General features: G+C 73.1%; 12 protein-coding genes. 9 read left to right on the top strand and 3 right to left on the bottom strand.

Features of this window, described 5'->3' with window-relative positions:
• The first annotated feature begins 1 nt into the window (after position 1).
• Complete coding sequence (rodA, locus tag ACILRH_RS14745) at positions 2–1,186, top strand: rod shape-determining protein RodA (protein ID WP_395694484.1); 1,185 nt, start codon at positions 2–4, stop codon at positions 1,184–1,186.
• Here the strand turns inward: rodA and ACILRH_RS14740 are convergent.
• Entirely contained in the window at positions 1,176–2,300 is a 1,125-nt protein-coding gene (locus tag ACILRH_RS14740) for a calcium:proton antiporter (RefSeq protein ID WP_395694483.1), read from the bottom strand. The two genes, rodA and ACILRH_RS14740, sit on opposite strands and share 11 nt — an antisense overlap.
• 63 nt (positions 2,301–2,363) lie before the next feature.
• On the opposite strand from ACILRH_RS14740, the gene ACILRH_RS14735 reads away from it, so the two are divergent.
• Both ACILRH_RS14735 and ACILRH_RS14730 read left to right on the top strand, forming a co-directional pair.
• Positions 2,364–4,064 carry an MDR family MFS transporter gene (locus ACILRH_RS14735; RefSeq protein ID WP_395694481.1) on the top strand — a complete coding sequence of 567 codons (1,701 nt, stop codon included), beginning with the start codon at positions 2,364–2,366 and terminating at the stop codon, positions 4,062–4,064.
• Positions 4,065–4,139: 75 nt separating this feature from the next.
• Positions 4,140–6,116, top strand: a complete 1,977-nt coding sequence (locus ACILRH_RS14730; RefSeq protein ID WP_395694479.1) for a TIGR03960 family B12-binding radical SAM protein — start codon at positions 4,140–4,142, stop codon at positions 6,114–6,116.
• A 95-nt stretch (positions 6,117–6,211) separates the two neighbouring features.
• On the opposite strand, the gene ACILRH_RS14725 is transcribed toward ACILRH_RS14730, so the two are convergent.
• Positions 6,212–7,399: an MFS transporter gene (locus ACILRH_RS14725; RefSeq protein ID WP_395694477.1), complete on the bottom strand. Its 1,188-nt coding sequence runs from the start codon at positions 7,397–7,399 to the stop codon at positions 6,212–6,214.
• A gap of 61 nt (positions 7,400–7,460) precedes the next feature.
• Between ACILRH_RS14725 and ACILRH_RS14720 the strand changes: the two genes are divergently transcribed.
• From ACILRH_RS14720 to ACILRH_RS14710, 3 genes are all read left to right on the top strand, one after another.
• On the top strand, positions 7,461–8,645 hold the full coding sequence (locus ACILRH_RS14720) for a winged helix DNA-binding domain-containing protein (protein WP_395694476.1): 1,185 nt from the start codon (positions 7,461–7,463) through the stop codon (positions 8,643–8,645).
• Positions 8,646–8,654: 9 nt separating this feature from the next.
• Entirely contained in the window at positions 8,655–9,392 is a 738-nt protein-coding gene (locus ACILRH_RS14715; RefSeq protein WP_395694474.1) for a TIGR03936 family radical SAM-associated protein, read from the top strand.
• A 396-nt stretch (positions 9,393–9,788) separates the two neighbouring features.
• Entirely contained in the window at positions 9,789–13,106 is a 3,318-nt protein-coding gene (locus tag ACILRH_RS14710; protein WP_395694472.1) for an Rne/Rng family ribonuclease, read from the top strand.
• Here the strand turns inward: ACILRH_RS14710 and ACILRH_RS14705 are convergent.
• The gene (locus tag ACILRH_RS14705; protein ID WP_395694470.1) at positions 13,078–14,292 is read right to left on the bottom strand and encodes a hypothetical protein; all 1,215 of its coding nucleotides are present in this window, start codon (positions 14,290–14,292) and stop codon (positions 13,078–13,080) included. The genes ACILRH_RS14710 and ACILRH_RS14705 overlap by 29 nt on opposite strands.
• 58 nt (positions 14,293–14,350) lie before the next feature.
• Here ACILRH_RS14705 and ACILRH_RS14700 point away from each other — a divergent pair, with 58 nt between their 5' ends.
• The 3 genes from ACILRH_RS14700 to rpmA all read left to right on the top strand — a co-directional run bounded on the left by ACILRH_RS14700 (position 14,351) and on the right by rpmA (position 16,064).
• Entirely contained in the window at positions 14,351–15,355 is a 1,005-nt protein-coding gene (locus ACILRH_RS14700) for an ArsR family transcriptional regulator (protein ID WP_395694468.1), read from the top strand.
• A 102-nt stretch (positions 15,356–15,457) separates the two neighbouring features.
• Positions 15,458–15,766, top strand: a complete 309-nt coding sequence (gene rplU / locus ACILRH_RS14695) for a 50S ribosomal protein L21 (protein ID WP_395694467.1) — start codon at positions 15,458–15,460, stop codon at positions 15,764–15,766.
• Between the two features lie 43 nt (positions 15,767–15,809).
• Entirely contained in the window at positions 15,810–16,064 is a 255-nt protein-coding gene (gene rpmA / locus ACILRH_RS14690) for a 50S ribosomal protein L27 (protein ID WP_395694465.1), read from the top strand.
• Positions 16,065–16,156 lie beyond the last annotated feature (92 nt).

The following is a 16,156-nucleotide window of genomic DNA, read 5'->3' as shown; positions in this document are numbered from 1 at the left end:
GATGGTGCGGACCCCGCGCCTGGACTGGGTGCTGCTGGTGGCGGTGCTCGCCCTCCTCACCCTCGGCACGCTGCTGGTCTGGTCGGCCACCAGCCACCGCGAGGACCTCACCGGCGGCGACCCCACGGCGTACCTGCGCAAGCAGCTGGTCAACGTGGCGATCGGGCTCGTCCTCATGGTCGTCGTGACCGCCACCGACCACCGCTGGGTGCGCATCGTGGCGCCTCTGGTCTACCTCGCCTCGGTCTGCGGGCTCGTGCTCGTCCTGGCCACCGGCTCGACGGTCAACGGCTCGAGGTCCTGGCTGCAGCTGGGCGGGATGTCGGTGCAGCCCTCCGAGCTCGCCAAGCTGGCGGTCGTCATCGGGATGGCGCTGTGGGTGGCCGAGCGCGCCGACGTCCGCAAGCAGCGGGTCGCCACCGGCGGGGACGGGTTCGGCGACGTCGCCGGCATGCTGGTGATCGCCGGGATCCCGGCCGCGCTCATCATGCTGCAGCCCGACCTGGGCACGATGCTGGTCCTCTCCGCCACGGTGTTCGGAGTGATCGCGGTGTCCGGCGCGCCACGCCGCTGGCTCGCGCTGCTGGCCGCCGGTGGCGTCACGGCCGCAGCCGGCGCCGTCGCCTCGGGGTTCCTCGAGCAGTACCAGGTCGACCGGTTCCTCGCGTTCACCGACCCGGGGCTCGACCCCCGCGGAGCCGGCTACAACGTCGAGCAGGCGCGGATCGCCATCGGCAACGGCGGCCTGTTCGGCCAGGGCCTGTTCCAGGGGTCGCAGACCCGCTCGGGCTTCGTGCCGGAGCAGCACACCGACTTCGTCTTCACGGTGGCGGGGGAGGAGCTCGGCCTGGTCGGGGCAGGCGTCCTCATCGCGCTGCTCGCGGTGGTGATCTGGCGCGCCCTGCGGATCGCCGTCCACACCGACGACGTCTTCGGCCGCCTGGCGGCGGCGGGGATCGCGTGCTGGTTCGGCTTCCAGGCCTTCCAGAACCTGGGCATGTGCCTGGGGATCATGCCGGTCACCGGCGTCCCGCTGCCGTTCGTGTCGTACGGCGGCAGCTCGATGTTCGCCGGCCTGCTCGCCGTCGGCCTGCTGCAGAACATCCACCTGCGCTCGCACGCCACGGTCCCCAACCGGTTCGACCGGTCCACCCGCACACCGGCGCGCGCCGGTGTCAGGGGCTGATCGCCAGGAACACGAAGGCCGCCAGCAGGACCAGGTGCACCCAGCCCTGCAGCGACTTCGACCGGCCCGGCACGACGGTCAGCACGCCGGCGACCACGGTCACCAGCAGGAGCACCATCTGGGTCGGCTCCAGCCCCAGGACCAGCGGACCGTCCAGCCAGATCGAGGCGACCGCGATCGCGGGGATGGTGAGCCCGATGCTCGCCATCGCCGAGCCGTAGGCGAGGTTGAGGCTGATCTGCACCCGGTTGCGGGCGGCGGCCCGGCCGGCGGCGATCGACTCCGGCAGCAGCACCAGGAGGGCGATCACCACGCCGACGAACGAGGTCGGGAAGCCGACCGCGTCGACGGCGTCCTCGATCGGGTAGGACTCGACCTTGGCCAGGCCGACCACGGCGACCAGGCCCAGCAGCAGCAGGATGAGGCTGGCCAGCGCGGCGCGGTCGCTCGGCGGGTCGGCGTGCCCGTCGCCGTCCAGGTCGACCGGCCCCTCCGCAGGCCGCTCGACCTGGCCCGAGGCCGCCCCGGTCTCGACCGGCAGGAAGAAGTCACGGTGCCGGACGGTCTGGGTGAAGACGAAGATCGCGTAGAGCACCAGGGACGCGACGGCGGCGAACGCGAGCTGGTCGGAGGAGAACTCCGGGCCCGGTGCGGTGGTGGTGAACCGGGGGAGCACGAGGGTGAGCGTGGCGAGCACCGCGACCGTCATCAGGGCCGAGCCGCTCCCCTCGGGGTTGAACACCGCCATCCGGTAGCGGACCGCCCCGATGAGCAGCGACAGGCCGGCGATGCCGTTGAGGGTGATCATCACCGCGGCGAAGACGGTGTCCCGGGCGAGGGCGGAGGTGTCGCCCTTGCCGGTCACCATGAGCGTCACGATGAGTGCCACCTCGATCACCGTGACGGCGGCCGCGAGCAGGAGCGACCCGAACGGCTCGCCCACGCGGTGGGCGACCACCTCCGCGTGGTGGACGGCCGACAGCACCGCGCCGACGAGGAACACGCCGATCGCGACCGCCGCCAGCGTTCCGGGGTGGTGTCCCCAGGCGAGCGCCAGCACCACCAGGGCGGCGACGGGGGCGAGGGTCGTCCAGGACGGGCGGCGCCAGGTCATGGCTGAACCCTACGGAGGCGACCCGCGGCGAAGTGAGCGAGAACGCGTTCTAGGCTGGTGCCGATGACCGAGAAGGCAGCCCCGGTGCGAGGCGCGGACCAGCCGGGGGAGTACACCCACCGGCAGGTGCTCACCATCCTCTCGGGGCTGATGCTCGGCATGTTCCTCGGTGCCCTCGACCAGACCATCGTGAGCACGTCGATCCGCACCATCGCCGACGACCTGCACGGCCTGTCGGTGCAGGCCTGGGTGACGACCGCCTACCTGATCACCGCCACGATCACCACCCCGATCTACGGCAAGCTCGGCGACCTCTACGGCCGCAAGAAGCTGTTCATGACCGCGATCACGATCTTCGTGGTCGGCTCGGCACTCTGCTCGTTCGCGACCTCGATGTACCAGCTCGCGGCCTTCCGTGCGGTCCAGGGCATCGGTGCCGGCGGGCTCTTCACGCTCGTGCTCGCGATCATCGGCGACATCGTCTCCCCGCGTGAGCGAGCCCGCTACAGCGGCTACTTCATGGCGATGTTCGGCACGTCGAGCGTGCTCGGCCCGCTCATCGGCGGCTTCTTCGCCGGCCAGGCCACCATCCTCGGCATCGCCGGCTGGCGGTGGGTCTTCCTCGTCAACGTCCCGATCGGCATCGCGGCGCTCCTCGTCGTGCAGGCCACCCTCCACGTCCACTCGGTCTCGGCCGCCGACCGGGCCCGGATCCGCATCGACTGGTGGGGTGCCGCCGCCCTCGTCGTCGCACTCGTGCCGCTGCTGACGGTCGCCGAGCAGGGCTACCAGTGGGGGTGGGGCTCGCCGCGCAGCATCACGTGCTTCGTCGTCGGGTCGGTCGGCCTCGTCGCGTTCGTCGTCGCCGAGCGGGCGATGGGCGACGCGGCGCTGATCCCCCTGCGGATCTTCCGGATCCGGGCCGCGTCGGTGACGATCGCGGCCAGCGTGATCGTCGGGATGGCCATGTTCGGCGGGATCATGCTGCTGCCGCTCTACATGCAGATCGTGCACGGTGCCTCGCCGACCGAGTCCGGACTGCTGATGCTGCCGATGGTGGTCGGGATGATGGCCTCCTCGATCGGCTCCGGCCAGATCATCTCCCGCACCGGGCACGTCCGGATCTTCCCGATCGTCGGCTCGGCGCTGATGGCCCTCGGGCTCTGGCTGCTGTCGCTGTGCGGCGCCGACACGGCGCTGCCGTGGGTCAGCGGGGCGATGTTCGTGCTCGGGGTCGGGCTCGGCAACTGCATGCAGCCGCTGCTCCTGATCGTCCAGAGCGCCGTGCCGCCCACCGAGATCGGGGTCGCGACCAGCTCGGCGACGTTCTTCCGGCAGATCGGCGGCACCCTCGGCGTCGCGATCTTCCTCTCCGTGCTGTTCAGCAGCGTCGGAGGCAACATCGCCGACGCGATCGCGATCGACGCGCACACCCCGCAGTGGCAGCAGACCGTCACCGACCCCCAGGTCCTCGCGAACCCGCTCGACCGCGCGGTCGTCACCGAGCTCGCCCATCCCTCCCCGGACGGCGGCGTGCTCGCCCAGGTGCAGGACGACTCCTCGATCATCGACCGGATGCACCCGGTGCTGGCCCACCCGTTCAAGGTCGGCTTCGCGACCTCGATGGACCTGGTCTTCTCGCTGGCCGCCGGAGTCGGTGCGCTCGCCTTCTTCATCCTGCTGCTCCTGCCGCCGGTCGAGCTGCGGGCCACCTCGGCCCGGGTCGCCGCCCAGCAGCAGGCGGCACCCGAGCCGCCGCTGTAGCGCGGAGGTTCGCGGGCCGGTGCGGTCCCGGCGTACCCTGGGCCGTTCCCACCCCCCGTCTCGTGAGGTCCGTGCATGTCCGCGCCGCAGAGCGCCCCCGAGTCCCTGTTCGCCCGGCTCGAGCCCCGGCTCCCGTCGGTCTCCAAGCCGATCCAGTACGTCGGCGGCGAGCTCAACTCCACGGTCAAGGACTGGGACGCGGCCCCTGAGGGCGAGACCGTCCGGTGGGCGCTGATGTACCCCGACGCCTACGAGGTCGGCCTGCCCAACCAGGGCGTGCAGATCCTCTACGAGGTGCTCAACGAGCGGGACTGGATCCTCGCCGAGCGCACCTACGCGGTGTGGCCGGACATGGAGGAGGTGATGCGTGCTGGTGACGAGCAGGGCCCGATCCCGCAGTTCACCGTCGACGGCCACCGGCCGGTCCGCGCGTTCGACCTCTTCGGGGTCAGCTTCTCCACCGAGCTCGGGTACACCAACCTGCTCAACGCCCTCGACCTCGCGGGCATCCCGCTGCACGCCGTGGACCGCGGCGACGACGACCCCGTCGTGATCGCGGGGGGCCACGCGGCGTTCAACCCCGAGCCGATCGCCGACTTCGTGGACGCGGCGGTCCTCGGCGACGGCGAGGAGGTCGTGCTCGCGATCTCCGAGGTCGTGCGCGAGTGGAAGGGCGAGGGACGTCCCGGTGGCCGCGACGAGCTGCTGCGCCGGCTGGCCGTCGGCGGCACCGTCTACGTGCCGCGCTTCTACGACGTCGTCTACACCGAGGACGGGACCATCGAGGCCGTCGTGCCCAACCGGCCGGGCATCCCGTTCCGGGTCCGCAAGCACACGCTGATGGACCTCGACCAGTGGCCCTACCCGGCGAAGCCGCTGGTCCCGCTGGCCGAGACCGTCCACGAGCGGTTCTCGGTGGAGATCTTCCGCGGCTGCACGCGCGGCTGCCGGTTCTGCCAGGCCGGCATGATCACCCGGCCGGTGCGTGAGCGCTCGATCCGCACCATCGGCGACATGGTGGAGAACGGGATCCGCACGTCGGGCTTCGAGGAGGTCGGCCTGCTGTCGCTCTCGAGCGCCGACCACACCGAGATCGGGGACATCGCGACCGGGCTCGCGGACCGCTACGAGGGGTCGAACGTCTCGCTCTCGCTGCCGTCGACCCGCGTGGACGCCTTCAACATCACCCTGGCCAACGAGTTCTCCCGCAACGGCCGCCGCTCCGGGCTCACCTTCGCGCCCGAGGGCGGCAGCGAGCGGATGCGGAAGGTGATCAACAAGATGGTCACCGAGGAGGACCTGATCCGCACCGTCGCGACGGCGTACTCCCACGGCTGGCGACAGGTGAAGCTCTACTTCATGTGCGGCCTCCCGACCGAGACCGACGAGGACGTGCTGGCGATCGCCGACCTCGCCAAGCAGGTGATCGCCAAGGGCCGCGAGGTCTCCGGGCGCAACGACATCCGGTGCACGGTCTCCATCGGGGGGTTCGTGCCCAAGCCGCACACGCCGTTCCAGTGGGCGGCGCAGCTCGACCACGAGACGACCGACGACCGCCTCCGGCGCCTGCGTGAGGTGGTCCGTGCGGACAAGCGGTTCGGCCGGGCCATCGGCTTCCGCTACCACGACGGCAAGCCCGGCACGATCGAGGGACTGCTCTCGCGCGGTGACCGCCGGGTCGGTCGGGTGATCGAGGCGGTCTGGCGCGACGGCGGGCGGTTCGACGGCTGGAGCGAGCACTTCTCCTACGACCGGTGGACGGCGTGCGCGGACGCGGCGCTCGCCGGCACCGGCGTGGACGTGGCCTGGTACACCACCCGCGAGCGGGAGTACGACGAGGTGCTGCCCTGGGACCACCTGGACTCCGGGCTGGACAAGGACTGGCTGTGGGCGGACTGGGAGGACGCGCTCGCTGCCGCCGACGGCGCCGACATCGAGGTCGAGGACTGCCGCTGGACGCCGTGCTACGACTGCGGCGTCTGCCCCGAGATGGGCACCGAGATCCAGGTGGGCCCCACCGGCCAGCAGCTGCTGCCTCTCTCCATCGTCTGACCCCACCGTCGAGCTGGGCCCCGTCACCGTTCAGCTCGGCCGAAGTCCCTGGTCGGCGGGAGTCCGGCCTAGCTCGGGGGTGACCCCTGCCCGGCTCAACGGGCGAGCTGGTCCTCCAACAGCACCGGCCGCGAGACGTAGGCGGCCAGTGGGAACAGCGGCAGGGACAGCGCCAGCAGCAGGACGAGCGGCCAGGTCCAGCCGCCGGTGGCGTCGTGGACCACCCCGACGAGGAAGGGTCCGAGCGCGGCGAGCAGGTAGCCGGTCGACTGGGTGAACGCCGACAGCGCGGCGGTGCCCTCCGGCGTCCGCGCGCGCAGGCCGATGAGGGTGAGGATCAGCGGGAAGGTGGCGGTGGCGGCGCCGACCACGAGCGCCCAGGCGAGGGCGAGCGAGTAGGGGGCGACCATCAGGCCGACGTACCCGACCGGGTACGCCACGATCACCGCGAACAGCAGCCACCGGGGATCGGAGCTGCGGGCCAGGACGTTGGGCAGCACCAGCGAGAGCGGGATCGCCGCAGCGGCCAGGATGCCGGCCAGGACGCCGGCGACGGTCGCGGAGTAGCCGCTGTCGCGCCAGAGCTGGGCGAACCAGCCGAAGATCGCGTACGCCTGGAGCGACTGCAGCCCGAAGAAGAGCGCCATCGCTTGACCGAGCCGCGTGCCGGCGACCTGACGATAGGTGACCGTCCGCGGCGACTGCTCGAGGTGGCGGTCGTGGGCGACGAGCGCCACCCACGGGACGGCCGCCAGCACGGCCAGCAGGGCCCAGGTGCCCAGGCCCCACCGCCAGCCACCCAGGGCGTCGGAGAGCGGCACGGTCAGCGTGAGTGCCGCCGTCAGGCCGATCGACAAGGCGGTGGTGTAGACGGCCGTGACCTGGCCGATCCGGTCGGGGAAGTGCAGCTTCACCAGCGACGGCAGCAGCACGTTGGCCATGGCCATGCCGCCCAGCGCGAGCAGCGACAGCAGGAGGAACAGGGCCTCGCTCCCGGTGGTCGCCCGGCCCACCAGCCCGGCGACCGCGGCGAGGATCGCCAGCAGCGTCACCCGGTGCAGGCCGACCCGCTGGGCCGCAGCGGGCGCGAGGGCGCCGAAGACGGCGAACGCCACCACCGGCAGGGAGGTCAGCAGGCCGGCGACCGCGCCGGACATGTCGAACGTGGCCCGGACCTCGGCCAGCACCGGGCCGACGCTCACCGCGGCGGGCCGCAGGTTGAACGAGAGCAGGACGATGCCGACCAGGACCAGGACCGTGGCCCGGCGGGTGTGGGTGCGCACCCTTCCCATCCTCGGTCATCGTGGTGGGAGCCGTGTCGGCGCCCTCGGGCAGGATGACGCCATGCGGCACGTGACGGACCCGGAGCGGCGAGTCCGACTGGGACGGCGCCACGCCCTGGCGCCAGGGCACCGAGCGCCCGACCCGGTGGCGGCCACGAGGGCGATGACGGTGCTGCACGCGACCGAGGCCCCGTCGGTCTATCTCTCGCTGTGGGCCCGTGTCGACGGGCTCACCGTCGACACGGTCGACCGGGCGCTCTACGACGAGCGCAGCCTGGTCAAGCAGCTCGCGATGCGCCGGACCCTGTTCGTCTTCCCGCGCGACCTGCTGCCGGCCGCCTGGGGCAGCGTCTCAGCGCGGGTGGCCACCGCTCTGCGGGCCCGGCTGGCCAAGGAGGTCGTGACGGCCGGGCTGGCGGACGACGGCGAGCGGTGGATCGAGGAGGCGGCGGGTGCGGTCCTCGCCCGCCTGGTGGACGGCTCCGAGCTCTCGGCACAGCAGCTGCGCGACGAGCTGCCCGAGCTCGCCGGCCGCCTCGACATGTCCCCGGGCAAGCCCTACGGCGCCAACGTGCCGATCGCGCCGCGGGTCCTCACCCAGCTGGGCGTCGAGGGCCTGATCGTCCGCGGGCGCAACAGCGGGCACTGGCGCACCTCGCGGCCGCAGTGGACGGCCATGAGCACCTGGTTGGGCGACGTGCCTGAGCCCGCCACGGAGCGGGACGGGTACGCCGAGCTGGTCCGGCGCTGGCTCACGACCTTCGGACCCGGCACGGAGGCGGACCTCGTGTGGTGGCTCGGGTCGACCAAGACCGCCGTGCGCGCGGCGCTGGTCGACCTGGCTGCGGTCGAGGTGGCGCTCGACGGCGGGGCCACAGGCTGGGTGCTCCCGGACGACCTGGAGCCGGAGGTCCAGGACCCCCGCCCCGGGGCGGCGCTGCTGCCGGTGCTCGACCCGACCGTGATGGGCTGGAAGGAGCGGGGGTTCTTCCTCGGCCCGCACGCGTCCGCCCTCTTCGACCGCAACGGCAACGCCGGCACCACCTGCTGGTGGGACGGCCGGGTGGTCGGGTGCTGGGTGCAGGACCCCGACGGCGTGGTGGTGGTCCACCTCCTGGAGGACGTCGGTGCCGACGGCGTGGCCGCGCTGCGGGCAGAGGCTGCGCGCCTCTCTGCCTGGCTCGACGGCCACCGGGTGAGCACGGTCTACCCCTCGCCCGCGATGAAGGAGGCGGCCGCACCGTAGCCTGAGCGGGTGCGCGACCAGCCCGAGCAGCAGGCCCCTCCCGTCCAGCGGCTCCGGATCCGCTACGCGAAGCGGGGGCGGCTGCGCTTCACCAGCCATCGCGACTTCAGTCGGGCGTTCGAGCGGGCGGTCGTCCGGGCGCGCGTCCCGATGGCCTACTCCTCGGGGTTCAACCCGCACCCGCGGATCTCGTACGCCGGGGCGGCACCGACGGGGGCGGCCAGCGAGGCCGAGTACCTCGAGATCGGCCTGGCGCAGGTCGTCGACCCCGCAGAGGTCCGCGACCGCCTGGAGGAGGCGCTGCCCGACGGCCTGGACGTCCTCGAGGTCGTCGAGTCGCCGGGCGGAGCGCTCGCCGACCGGCTCGAGGCGAGCCGCTGGTGGATCGACCTGGACGCTGATGCCGGCGCCGCCGCTCGCGCGGTCGCGGCGTTCCTGGACGCCACCGAGGTCACGGTCCAGCGGATGACCAAGAAGGGCCTGCGGCAGTTCGACTGCCGGGCGGCGGTCGTGTCGCTCACGACGGCGGCGCGTCCCGGGGGGAGCCGGCTCGACCTCGTGCTGCGCCACCTCGAGCCGGCGGTCCGCCCGGACGACGTCCTGGCCGGCCTGGCCGCCGTCGCCGTGGACGACACGCCCGGAGCACCGCCGCTGGCGGGGCTCGCGCCGCTCCTCACCCGGGTGGCGCAGGGCCCGCTCGATGCCGCCTCGGGCGGCGTCGGTGACCCCTTGGCCGCCCCGGGCTGAGCCGGACCGCGCCGCCGTCCCCGGGTGTCGCGATGACCGACGGGCCGTCCGGGTGTGCGATACTCGCCGTGGTCGGACCGGGCACCATCCGGATCGACCCGGAGACGTTCTCGCCGGTCCTCGAGCACCACAGGGGTCCGGCACGCCGGACGGCACGGAACGACACCAGACCGCGACGCGGCCCGGTCGGTCGGTGACAGCGACCAACCGCCAGGTGGTCCCACGGGACCCGCCTGAAGGGCCCGGCGACCGCGGCAGGTGCGCGACGGGCCCCCGGTGACGCACCGCGGAGGGTGTCGCCGCCACACGAAAGCTTTGCGTCGCCTGCCTTGTGTGCCCGGGCTCGTGACGTCGGACCGCCCAGGCGCAGTGCGCCGGGCGCTAGGAGTGCACCAGATGGCCGACGACCTCCAGGCCGGAGCAGACCAGACCACCTCCGCCGGCGCTGATCCCGCCGACGACTCCGTCGCGAAGCCGGCGAAGAAGGCAGCCGCCAAGAAGACGGCGGCCACCAAGGCCGCCGCCAAGAAGACGACGGCGAAGAAGGCTGCCGCGAAGAAGACGACGACGAAGAAGGCGGCGAAGAAGAAGGCCGCGACCACCGACGTGGTGGCCGAGACCGCGCAGGCCCCGGCTCCCGAGGAGCCCGCTGACGCCGCGCCCGCGAAGAAGGCGAGCACGCGGAGGTCCGGCGCCACGACCTCGACGAGGAAGAAGACCGCCTCCTCCCGGGCTGCCGCCACGACCGAGGAGGGCGCCAGCGCGCCCCACGGTGACGCCCTCGGTGAGGACGGGCCGGCGGCTCCGGCCGTGCTGTTCCAGACGCCCGAGGTGACGACGACCACCCGCCGGCGTGGTCAGAAGGCCGCCGAGCCCGAGCCGACCCCTGAGCCGATCGCTGAGCTGGCCACCGAGGGGGAGGGCCCCGAGGAGAAGAAGGCGGCCGCGAAGAAGTCCGCCGCCAAGAAGTCCGCCGCGAAGAAGACCGCCGCGAAGAAGACCGAGAAGAAGTCGTCGGCGAAGAAGACGTCGAAGGCGGACCCAGGCTCGACCCCGGCCGAGGAGTCCGAGGAGTCCGAGGACGCAGCGGACGAGCACGCAGCGACCGAGGACGCGACCGCGCCGGAGACCGGCGACGAGACCGGCGACCAGACCGGCGACGAGGCTGGCGACGAGGCTGCAGGCGAGGGCGGGACCGGCCGTCGCCGCCGTCGCCGCGGGGGCCGGCGCCGCCGCAAGTCCGGTGATGGTGGCGACGCTGCCACCGACGCGAACGCCGAGGGCGACTCCGCCGCCGAGGCGACCGACGGCTCCGCCGCCCCGGCCGAGGACGCCGCCGGCGGTGGTGACGAGGGCGGCGGGGAGAGCACCTCCTCGCGCCGGCGCCGGCGTCGGCGCCGTTCGGGTGACGACGGTGCGGAGGGCGCCGACGACCCCGAGAAGACCGTCACCCGCGTGCGCAGCCGCCGGGCGGCGGAGGACGAGATCACCGCGGTCTCCGGCTCGACGCGCCTGGAGGCGAAGAAGCAGCGCCGCCGCGAGGGCCGCGAGGCCGGCCGCCGCCGCGCCCCGATCGTCAGCGAGGCCGAGTTCCTCGCCCGCCGCGAGTCGGTGGACCGCGTCATGGTGATCCGGCAGCGCGAGGACCTCACCCAGATCGGTGTCCTCGAGGACCGGGTGCTCGTCGAGCACTACGTGGCCCGCGAGTCGCAGACCTCGCTGATCGGGAACGTCTACCTGGGTCGGGTGCAGAACGTCCTGCCGTCGATGGAGGCGGCGTTCATCGACATCGGCAAGGGTCGCAACGCGGTCCTCTACGCCGGCGAGGTCAACTGGTCGGCCCTGGGCCACAAGGACGGGCAGCCGCGCAAGATCGAGTCGGTGCTGAGCTCGGGGCAGACGGTCCTCGTGCAGGTCACCAAGGACCCGATCGGCCACAAGGGCGCGCGACTGACCAGCCAGATCAGCCTCGCGGGGCGGTTCCTCGTCTACGTCCCCGACGGCACCACGAGCGGCATCTCCCGCAAGCTGCCCGACACCGAGCGCAACCGGCTCAAGACGCTGCTCAAGGAGATCGTCCCCGACACCGCAGGCGTGATCGTCCGGACGGCGGCCGAGGGCGCCAGCGAGGACGAGCTGACCCGTGACGTCGAGCGCCTCAAGGCCCGCTGGGAGGACATCGAGAGCAAGGCCAGGGGCAACGCGCCCCAGCTGCTCTACGGCGAGCCCGACCTGACGCTCAAGGTCGTGCGCGACCTGTTCACCGAGGACTTCTCCCAGCTGGTCATCCAGGGTGACGACGCGTGGGACACCGTGCAGGCGTACGTCGAGCACGTGGCCCCGGACCTCGCGGCCCGGCTGGTGCGCTACGAGCCCGGCCCCGACGGCGCGGGCGGCAAGGCCGACGTGTTCGCCGAGTACCGCATCGACGAGCAGATCGCCAAGGGGCTGGACCGCAAGGTCTGGCTGCCGTCCGGAGGGTCGCTCGTCATCGACCGCACCGAGGCGATGACCGTCGTCGACGTCAACACCGGCAAGTTCACCGGCTCCGGGGGCAACCTCGAGGAGACGGTCACCAAGAACAACCTGGAGGCCGCCGAGGAGATCGTGCGCCAGCTCCGGCTGCGTGACATCGGCGGCATCATCGTGGTCGACTTCATCGACATGGTGCTGGAGTCCAACCGGGACCTCGTGCTGCGCCGACTCGTGGAGTGTCTGGGCCGTGACCGCACCCGCCACCAGGTCGCGGAGGTCACCTCCCTCGGCCTGGTGCAGATGACCCGCAAGCGGATCGGCACCGGTCTGCTGGAGGCGTTCAGCGAGACCTGCGAGCACTGCCAGGGCCGCGGCCTGGTCGTCCACGACCACCCGGTCGAGCCCCGGCGCGGTGACGACGAGCCGCGCCGTGGCGGCGCCGGCGGGCGTCGTGGCCGTCGTGGCCGTGGCGCCGACTCCGCGGGCAACTCCGCGGGCAACTCCGCGGGCAAGGAGCAGGACGCCCCGAAGCCTCCGCCGTCCCCGAAGGACGTCGCCGCGATGGCGGTGCGTCCCGAGCCGCCCGCCGACACCGAGCCGCCTGCCGACAGCGAGTCGCCCGCCGACACGGAGCCGACGGAGCCCGACGTGCTCGCGGAGGCACCGGTGACGGCTGCGGCCACCGAGTCGACCGACCCCGCTGTCCAGTCCGAGACGGAGCCCGTCACCGAGCCGGCTGCCGAGACGGGGTCGCAGCCGGTGGCGCCCGAGCCCCCGCAGGTGGTCACCCGCACCCGTCGTCGATCGGCCAGCCGGCCGGCCGGTGAGCCGACCCCGGTCACCCCGGTCGCGGTCGTCGAGACCGTCCCGCAGGCCGAGCCGGAGCCCGAGGTCGCTGCCGAGCCCGCCGCCGAGCCCGCCGCCGAGACCGCCGCCGAGCCCGCCGCCGAGACCGTCGCCGAGACCGAGGCGACCCCGGCTGCGCCCGAGCCGCCCAAGGTGGTGACCCGGACCCGTCGTCGCTCGGCCAGCCGCCCTGCCGGACCTCCGGTGGCCGAGCCCGACCAGGCAGCGGACCTGGCGGCGGAGCCGCCGCCCCCGCCGGGAGCGATCGGCAGCGTCGGCTCCCCGCCCCAGGACGGGGCCGTCGAGCCCGGGACCGCCGAGGGCGAGCCGGGGGAGGACCACGCCCACGTCGAGCACGTCCCGGTCAAGAAGAAGGGCTCGCGCAAGCGCTGACGGCCGCCCGCTCCGCCGGCGCGGACCGGCGCAGCCTGGGGGTGTTCGCCAGCGTCACGAGCGCCGACGCGACCGCCATCACCCCCATGGCGTGGGCCGGCGAGACGACGCTCGCGACCAGCCCGCCGAGGAGGGCGCCGATCGCCTGCCACACCATCAGCCCGGTGCCGTAGAGGCCCATCGCCTGGCCGTGGACCGCCTCGTCGGTGTGCGTGAACAGCCGCTCCTGGAGCGGCAGGCCGGCGGCGTACCCCACCGAGGCGACGAAGGCCACGGCCACGGTCACCGCCGGCGGCGGGCCGAGGAGCAGCAGCAGGTACGGCGCCGCCAGCACGAACCGCAGCGGCCCGATGAGGGCGTCGCGCCGGTGGGCGGGCACGAACCGCCCGACCAGGAGGTCGCCCACCATCATCCCGGCGGCGCCGGCGGCGAAGAGGTAACCGGCGACCGACCCGTGGCCGTAGGGCACGAAGAGGGCCTCGGCGCCGACGACCAGCCCGTTGGGCACCCACATGGCCACGTAGAGGGGCCGGGTCACCCGGGACCCGAGCAGTCGCCGGTTCACCGCAGCGGTGCGGCGCACCACGCCGGCCTCGCCGTCGGCGCCCCGGGCGGGCCGGTCGCGCAGCCCGAGCCGGACGTTGACCAGGCACACCGCGTCCGCCACGGCCGCCACGAGGAAGAGGTCGCGGGGTGAGAGCCACAGCAGGGCGAGCCCGCCCAGCCCGTAGCCCACGACCTGCATGCCGCCGACGGCGAGGTTGAAGGTCGACCGGGCGAGGACGTAGGAGCCGTCCGGCACGATCTCGCGGACGACCACCCACTGGGTGCCCGAGAACATCGCGTTGACGACGTAGGGGATCGCGAGGAGCGCGAACCGTGCCTGCCACGGCAGCCCGGGCAGGGCCTGGAGCCCATTGGCCACCAGGGGCGCGGCCATCTGGAGCATGAGCGCGGTCCGTGGGCGCACCGAGTCCGACGCGGCCAGGAGCAGCTGCGAGGCGACCAGGGACATCAGGGGCCCGCCGAACATCGCCAGCGCGGTGAGCACGGCCGACCCGGTGGACTCGTACGTGAGTGTGCCCAGCGCCAGCCCGGACGCGGCGACCGAGAGCATGACGACGCAGCGGTTGACGAACAGCACGCGGAACTCGGCGATGGCGAACAGGTCGCGGTAGGTCGGCACGCCACGACCCTGCGGCCCGACCCGACCGGTGGGACAATGATTCGCGAGGAGGCGAAACATGGGGACGTGGCGGGTGCCGGCCGACCTGCTCGCGCGCAGCCGGTTCCAGGTGTCGCCGCTCAACGAGACCGTGGCCGCGCTCACCCTGCTCGACGAGGGGGCCACCTTGTCCGCGCCGTGGCAGCGCGCCTTCCACGCCCGGCACCGCGAGGCGTACGCCGAGATGCTGGCTGCCGACCCGGTGCGTGCGGCGCTCCGCGGTCGCCTGTGGCGTCCCCGTCGTGGCCGCACGCCCGGGTGGATGGCGGACTTCCTCACGCTCCCACCGCGAGGACCGGGTGCCACGTTCGAGGACGAGCTCGCCCAGCTCGGCACCTGGGACGACGCTCGGGTCCGCGACGAGATACGGAGTCTGCGTCCCGAACCGCTTCCGGCGGCGCTGGAGGCGCCGGGTCTGCGCCGGGGCGTGGCCGAGGTCCTGACCTGGGTCTGGACGGCGACCGTGGCCGCCGACTGGCCGCGCCGGCGCCGGGTGCTGGAGGCCGACATCGTCGCGCGCACCCGACGGCTGGCCACCCAGGGCTGGGCCGGGGTGGTCCCGACGCTGGGCCGGCAGATGGAGTGGCGGGGCGACGGCCACCTGCAGATCAACGGCTACGACCTGCCCACCCGGGACCTGGCCGACGCCCGGGAGCTCTCGTTCGTGCCGGTGCACAGCGCCGGTCAGTGGATCGCCTGGCAGCTGCCGGAACGGTTCGCGGTCGTCTACCCCGTCACGGGTGCCCAGGCGCCGGCGGACCGGTCCGCTGCCGGCGGGCTGGCCCGGCTGGTCGGCGCCAACCGCGCCCGGGTGCTGGTCCTCCTGGACGTGCCCCGGTCGACCACCGCGCTGGCGGCGCTCACCGGCCTGCCCGTGGGTGCGGTCGGCAACCACCTGCGCGTGCTGCTGGACGCCGGAGCGGTGCTGCGGAGACGCTCGGGCCGGGAGGTGCTCTACTGGCGCACCGCTCTCGGTGACGACCTGGTCGCCGCCGGTTTTGCCGACGGAGCACCTCGTCCGTAGTATTGACCCTCGGTGCGCGCTCTGGCGCGCCCGTCCTGTGTGGCGCCGACAGCCTGGCGCCCCAGGCCTGGACGCAGCAAGGACCCGACGAAGGAGACCGCGGTGTACGCGATCGTGCGCGCTGGCGCCACCCAGCAGAAGGTTGCCGTGGGCGACGTCATCGAGATCGACAAGGTCGCGACCGAGGTCGGCGAGTCGGTGACCCTGCCCGTGGTGCTCGTCGTGGACGGCGAGACGGTCACCTCCGACGCCGCGAAGCTCGGCAAGGCGTCGGTGACCGCCGAGGTCCTCGGAGCCACCAAGGGTCCGAAGATCGTCATCCAGAAGTACAAGAACAAGACCGGCTACAAGAAGCGCCAGGGTCACCGTCAGAAGTACACCCAGGTCAAGGTCACCGCGATCAACGCCTGATCGACTCTGATCGGCTCCACGACTCCTCCGAAGGACTGAAGAGATGGCACACAAGAAGGGCGCCGCGTCCACCAAGAACGGTCGCGACTCCAACTCCCAGCGCCTCGGCGTCAAGCGCTACGGCGGCCAGGTCGTCAACGCCGGCGAGATCATCGTGCGCCAGCGCGGCACCCACTTCCACCCCGGCAGCGGCGTCGGCCGCGGCGGCGACGACACGCTCTTCGCGCTGGTCGGCGGCGCCGTGGAGTTCGGCACCCGCCGCGGTCGCCGGGTCGTGAACGTCGTCCCGGGTGAGTGACCTGACGTCACTCGCACCCCAGCACCACTCGAAGGGCGTCCCGTCTGCGGGGCGCCCTTCGTGATTTCCACCGAACCTCCAAGAGAGTAGGC

Source organism: Nocardioides sp. (genome assembly GCF_044226765.1).
GTDB lineage: Bacteria > Actinomycetota > Actinomycetes > Propionibacteriales > Nocardioidaceae > Nocardioides.
The sequence above is the reverse complement of the archived record's forward strand: the minus strand, read 5'-3'. Positions and strand labels throughout refer to the sequence as shown.

What these genes read in the sequence shown, in the direction of transcription:
- rodA (WP_395694484.1), top strand. Translation starts at nt 2, where the DNA reads ATGGTGCGGACCCCGCGCCTGGACTGGGTGCTGCTGGTGGCGGTGCTC.
- ACILRH_RS14740 (WP_395694483.1), bottom strand. Translation starts at nt 2,300, where the DNA reads ATGACCTGGCGCCGCCCGTCCTGGACGACCCTCGCCCCCGTCGCCGCC.
- ACILRH_RS14735 (WP_395694481.1), top strand. Translation starts at nt 2,364, where the DNA reads ATGACCGAGAAGGCAGCCCCGGTGCGAGGCGCGGACCAGCCGGGGGAG.
- ACILRH_RS14730 (WP_395694479.1), top strand. Translation starts at nt 4,140, where the DNA reads ATGTCCGCGCCGCAGAGCGCCCCCGAGTCCCTGTTCGCCCGGCTCGAG.
- ACILRH_RS14720 (WP_395694476.1), top strand. Translation starts at nt 7,461, where the DNA reads ATGCGGCACGTGACGGACCCGGAGCGGCGAGTCCGACTGGGACGGCGC.
- ACILRH_RS14710 (WP_395694472.1), top strand. Translation starts at nt 9,789, where the DNA reads ATGGCCGACGACCTCCAGGCCGGAGCAGACCAGACCACCTCCGCCGGC.
- ACILRH_RS14700 (WP_395694468.1), top strand. Translation starts at nt 14,351, where the DNA reads ATGGGGACGTGGCGGGTGCCGGCCGACCTGCTCGCGCGCAGCCGGTTC.
- rpmA (WP_395694465.1), top strand. Translation starts at nt 15,810, where the DNA reads ATGGCACACAAGAAGGGCGCCGCGTCCACCAAGAACGGTCGCGACTCC.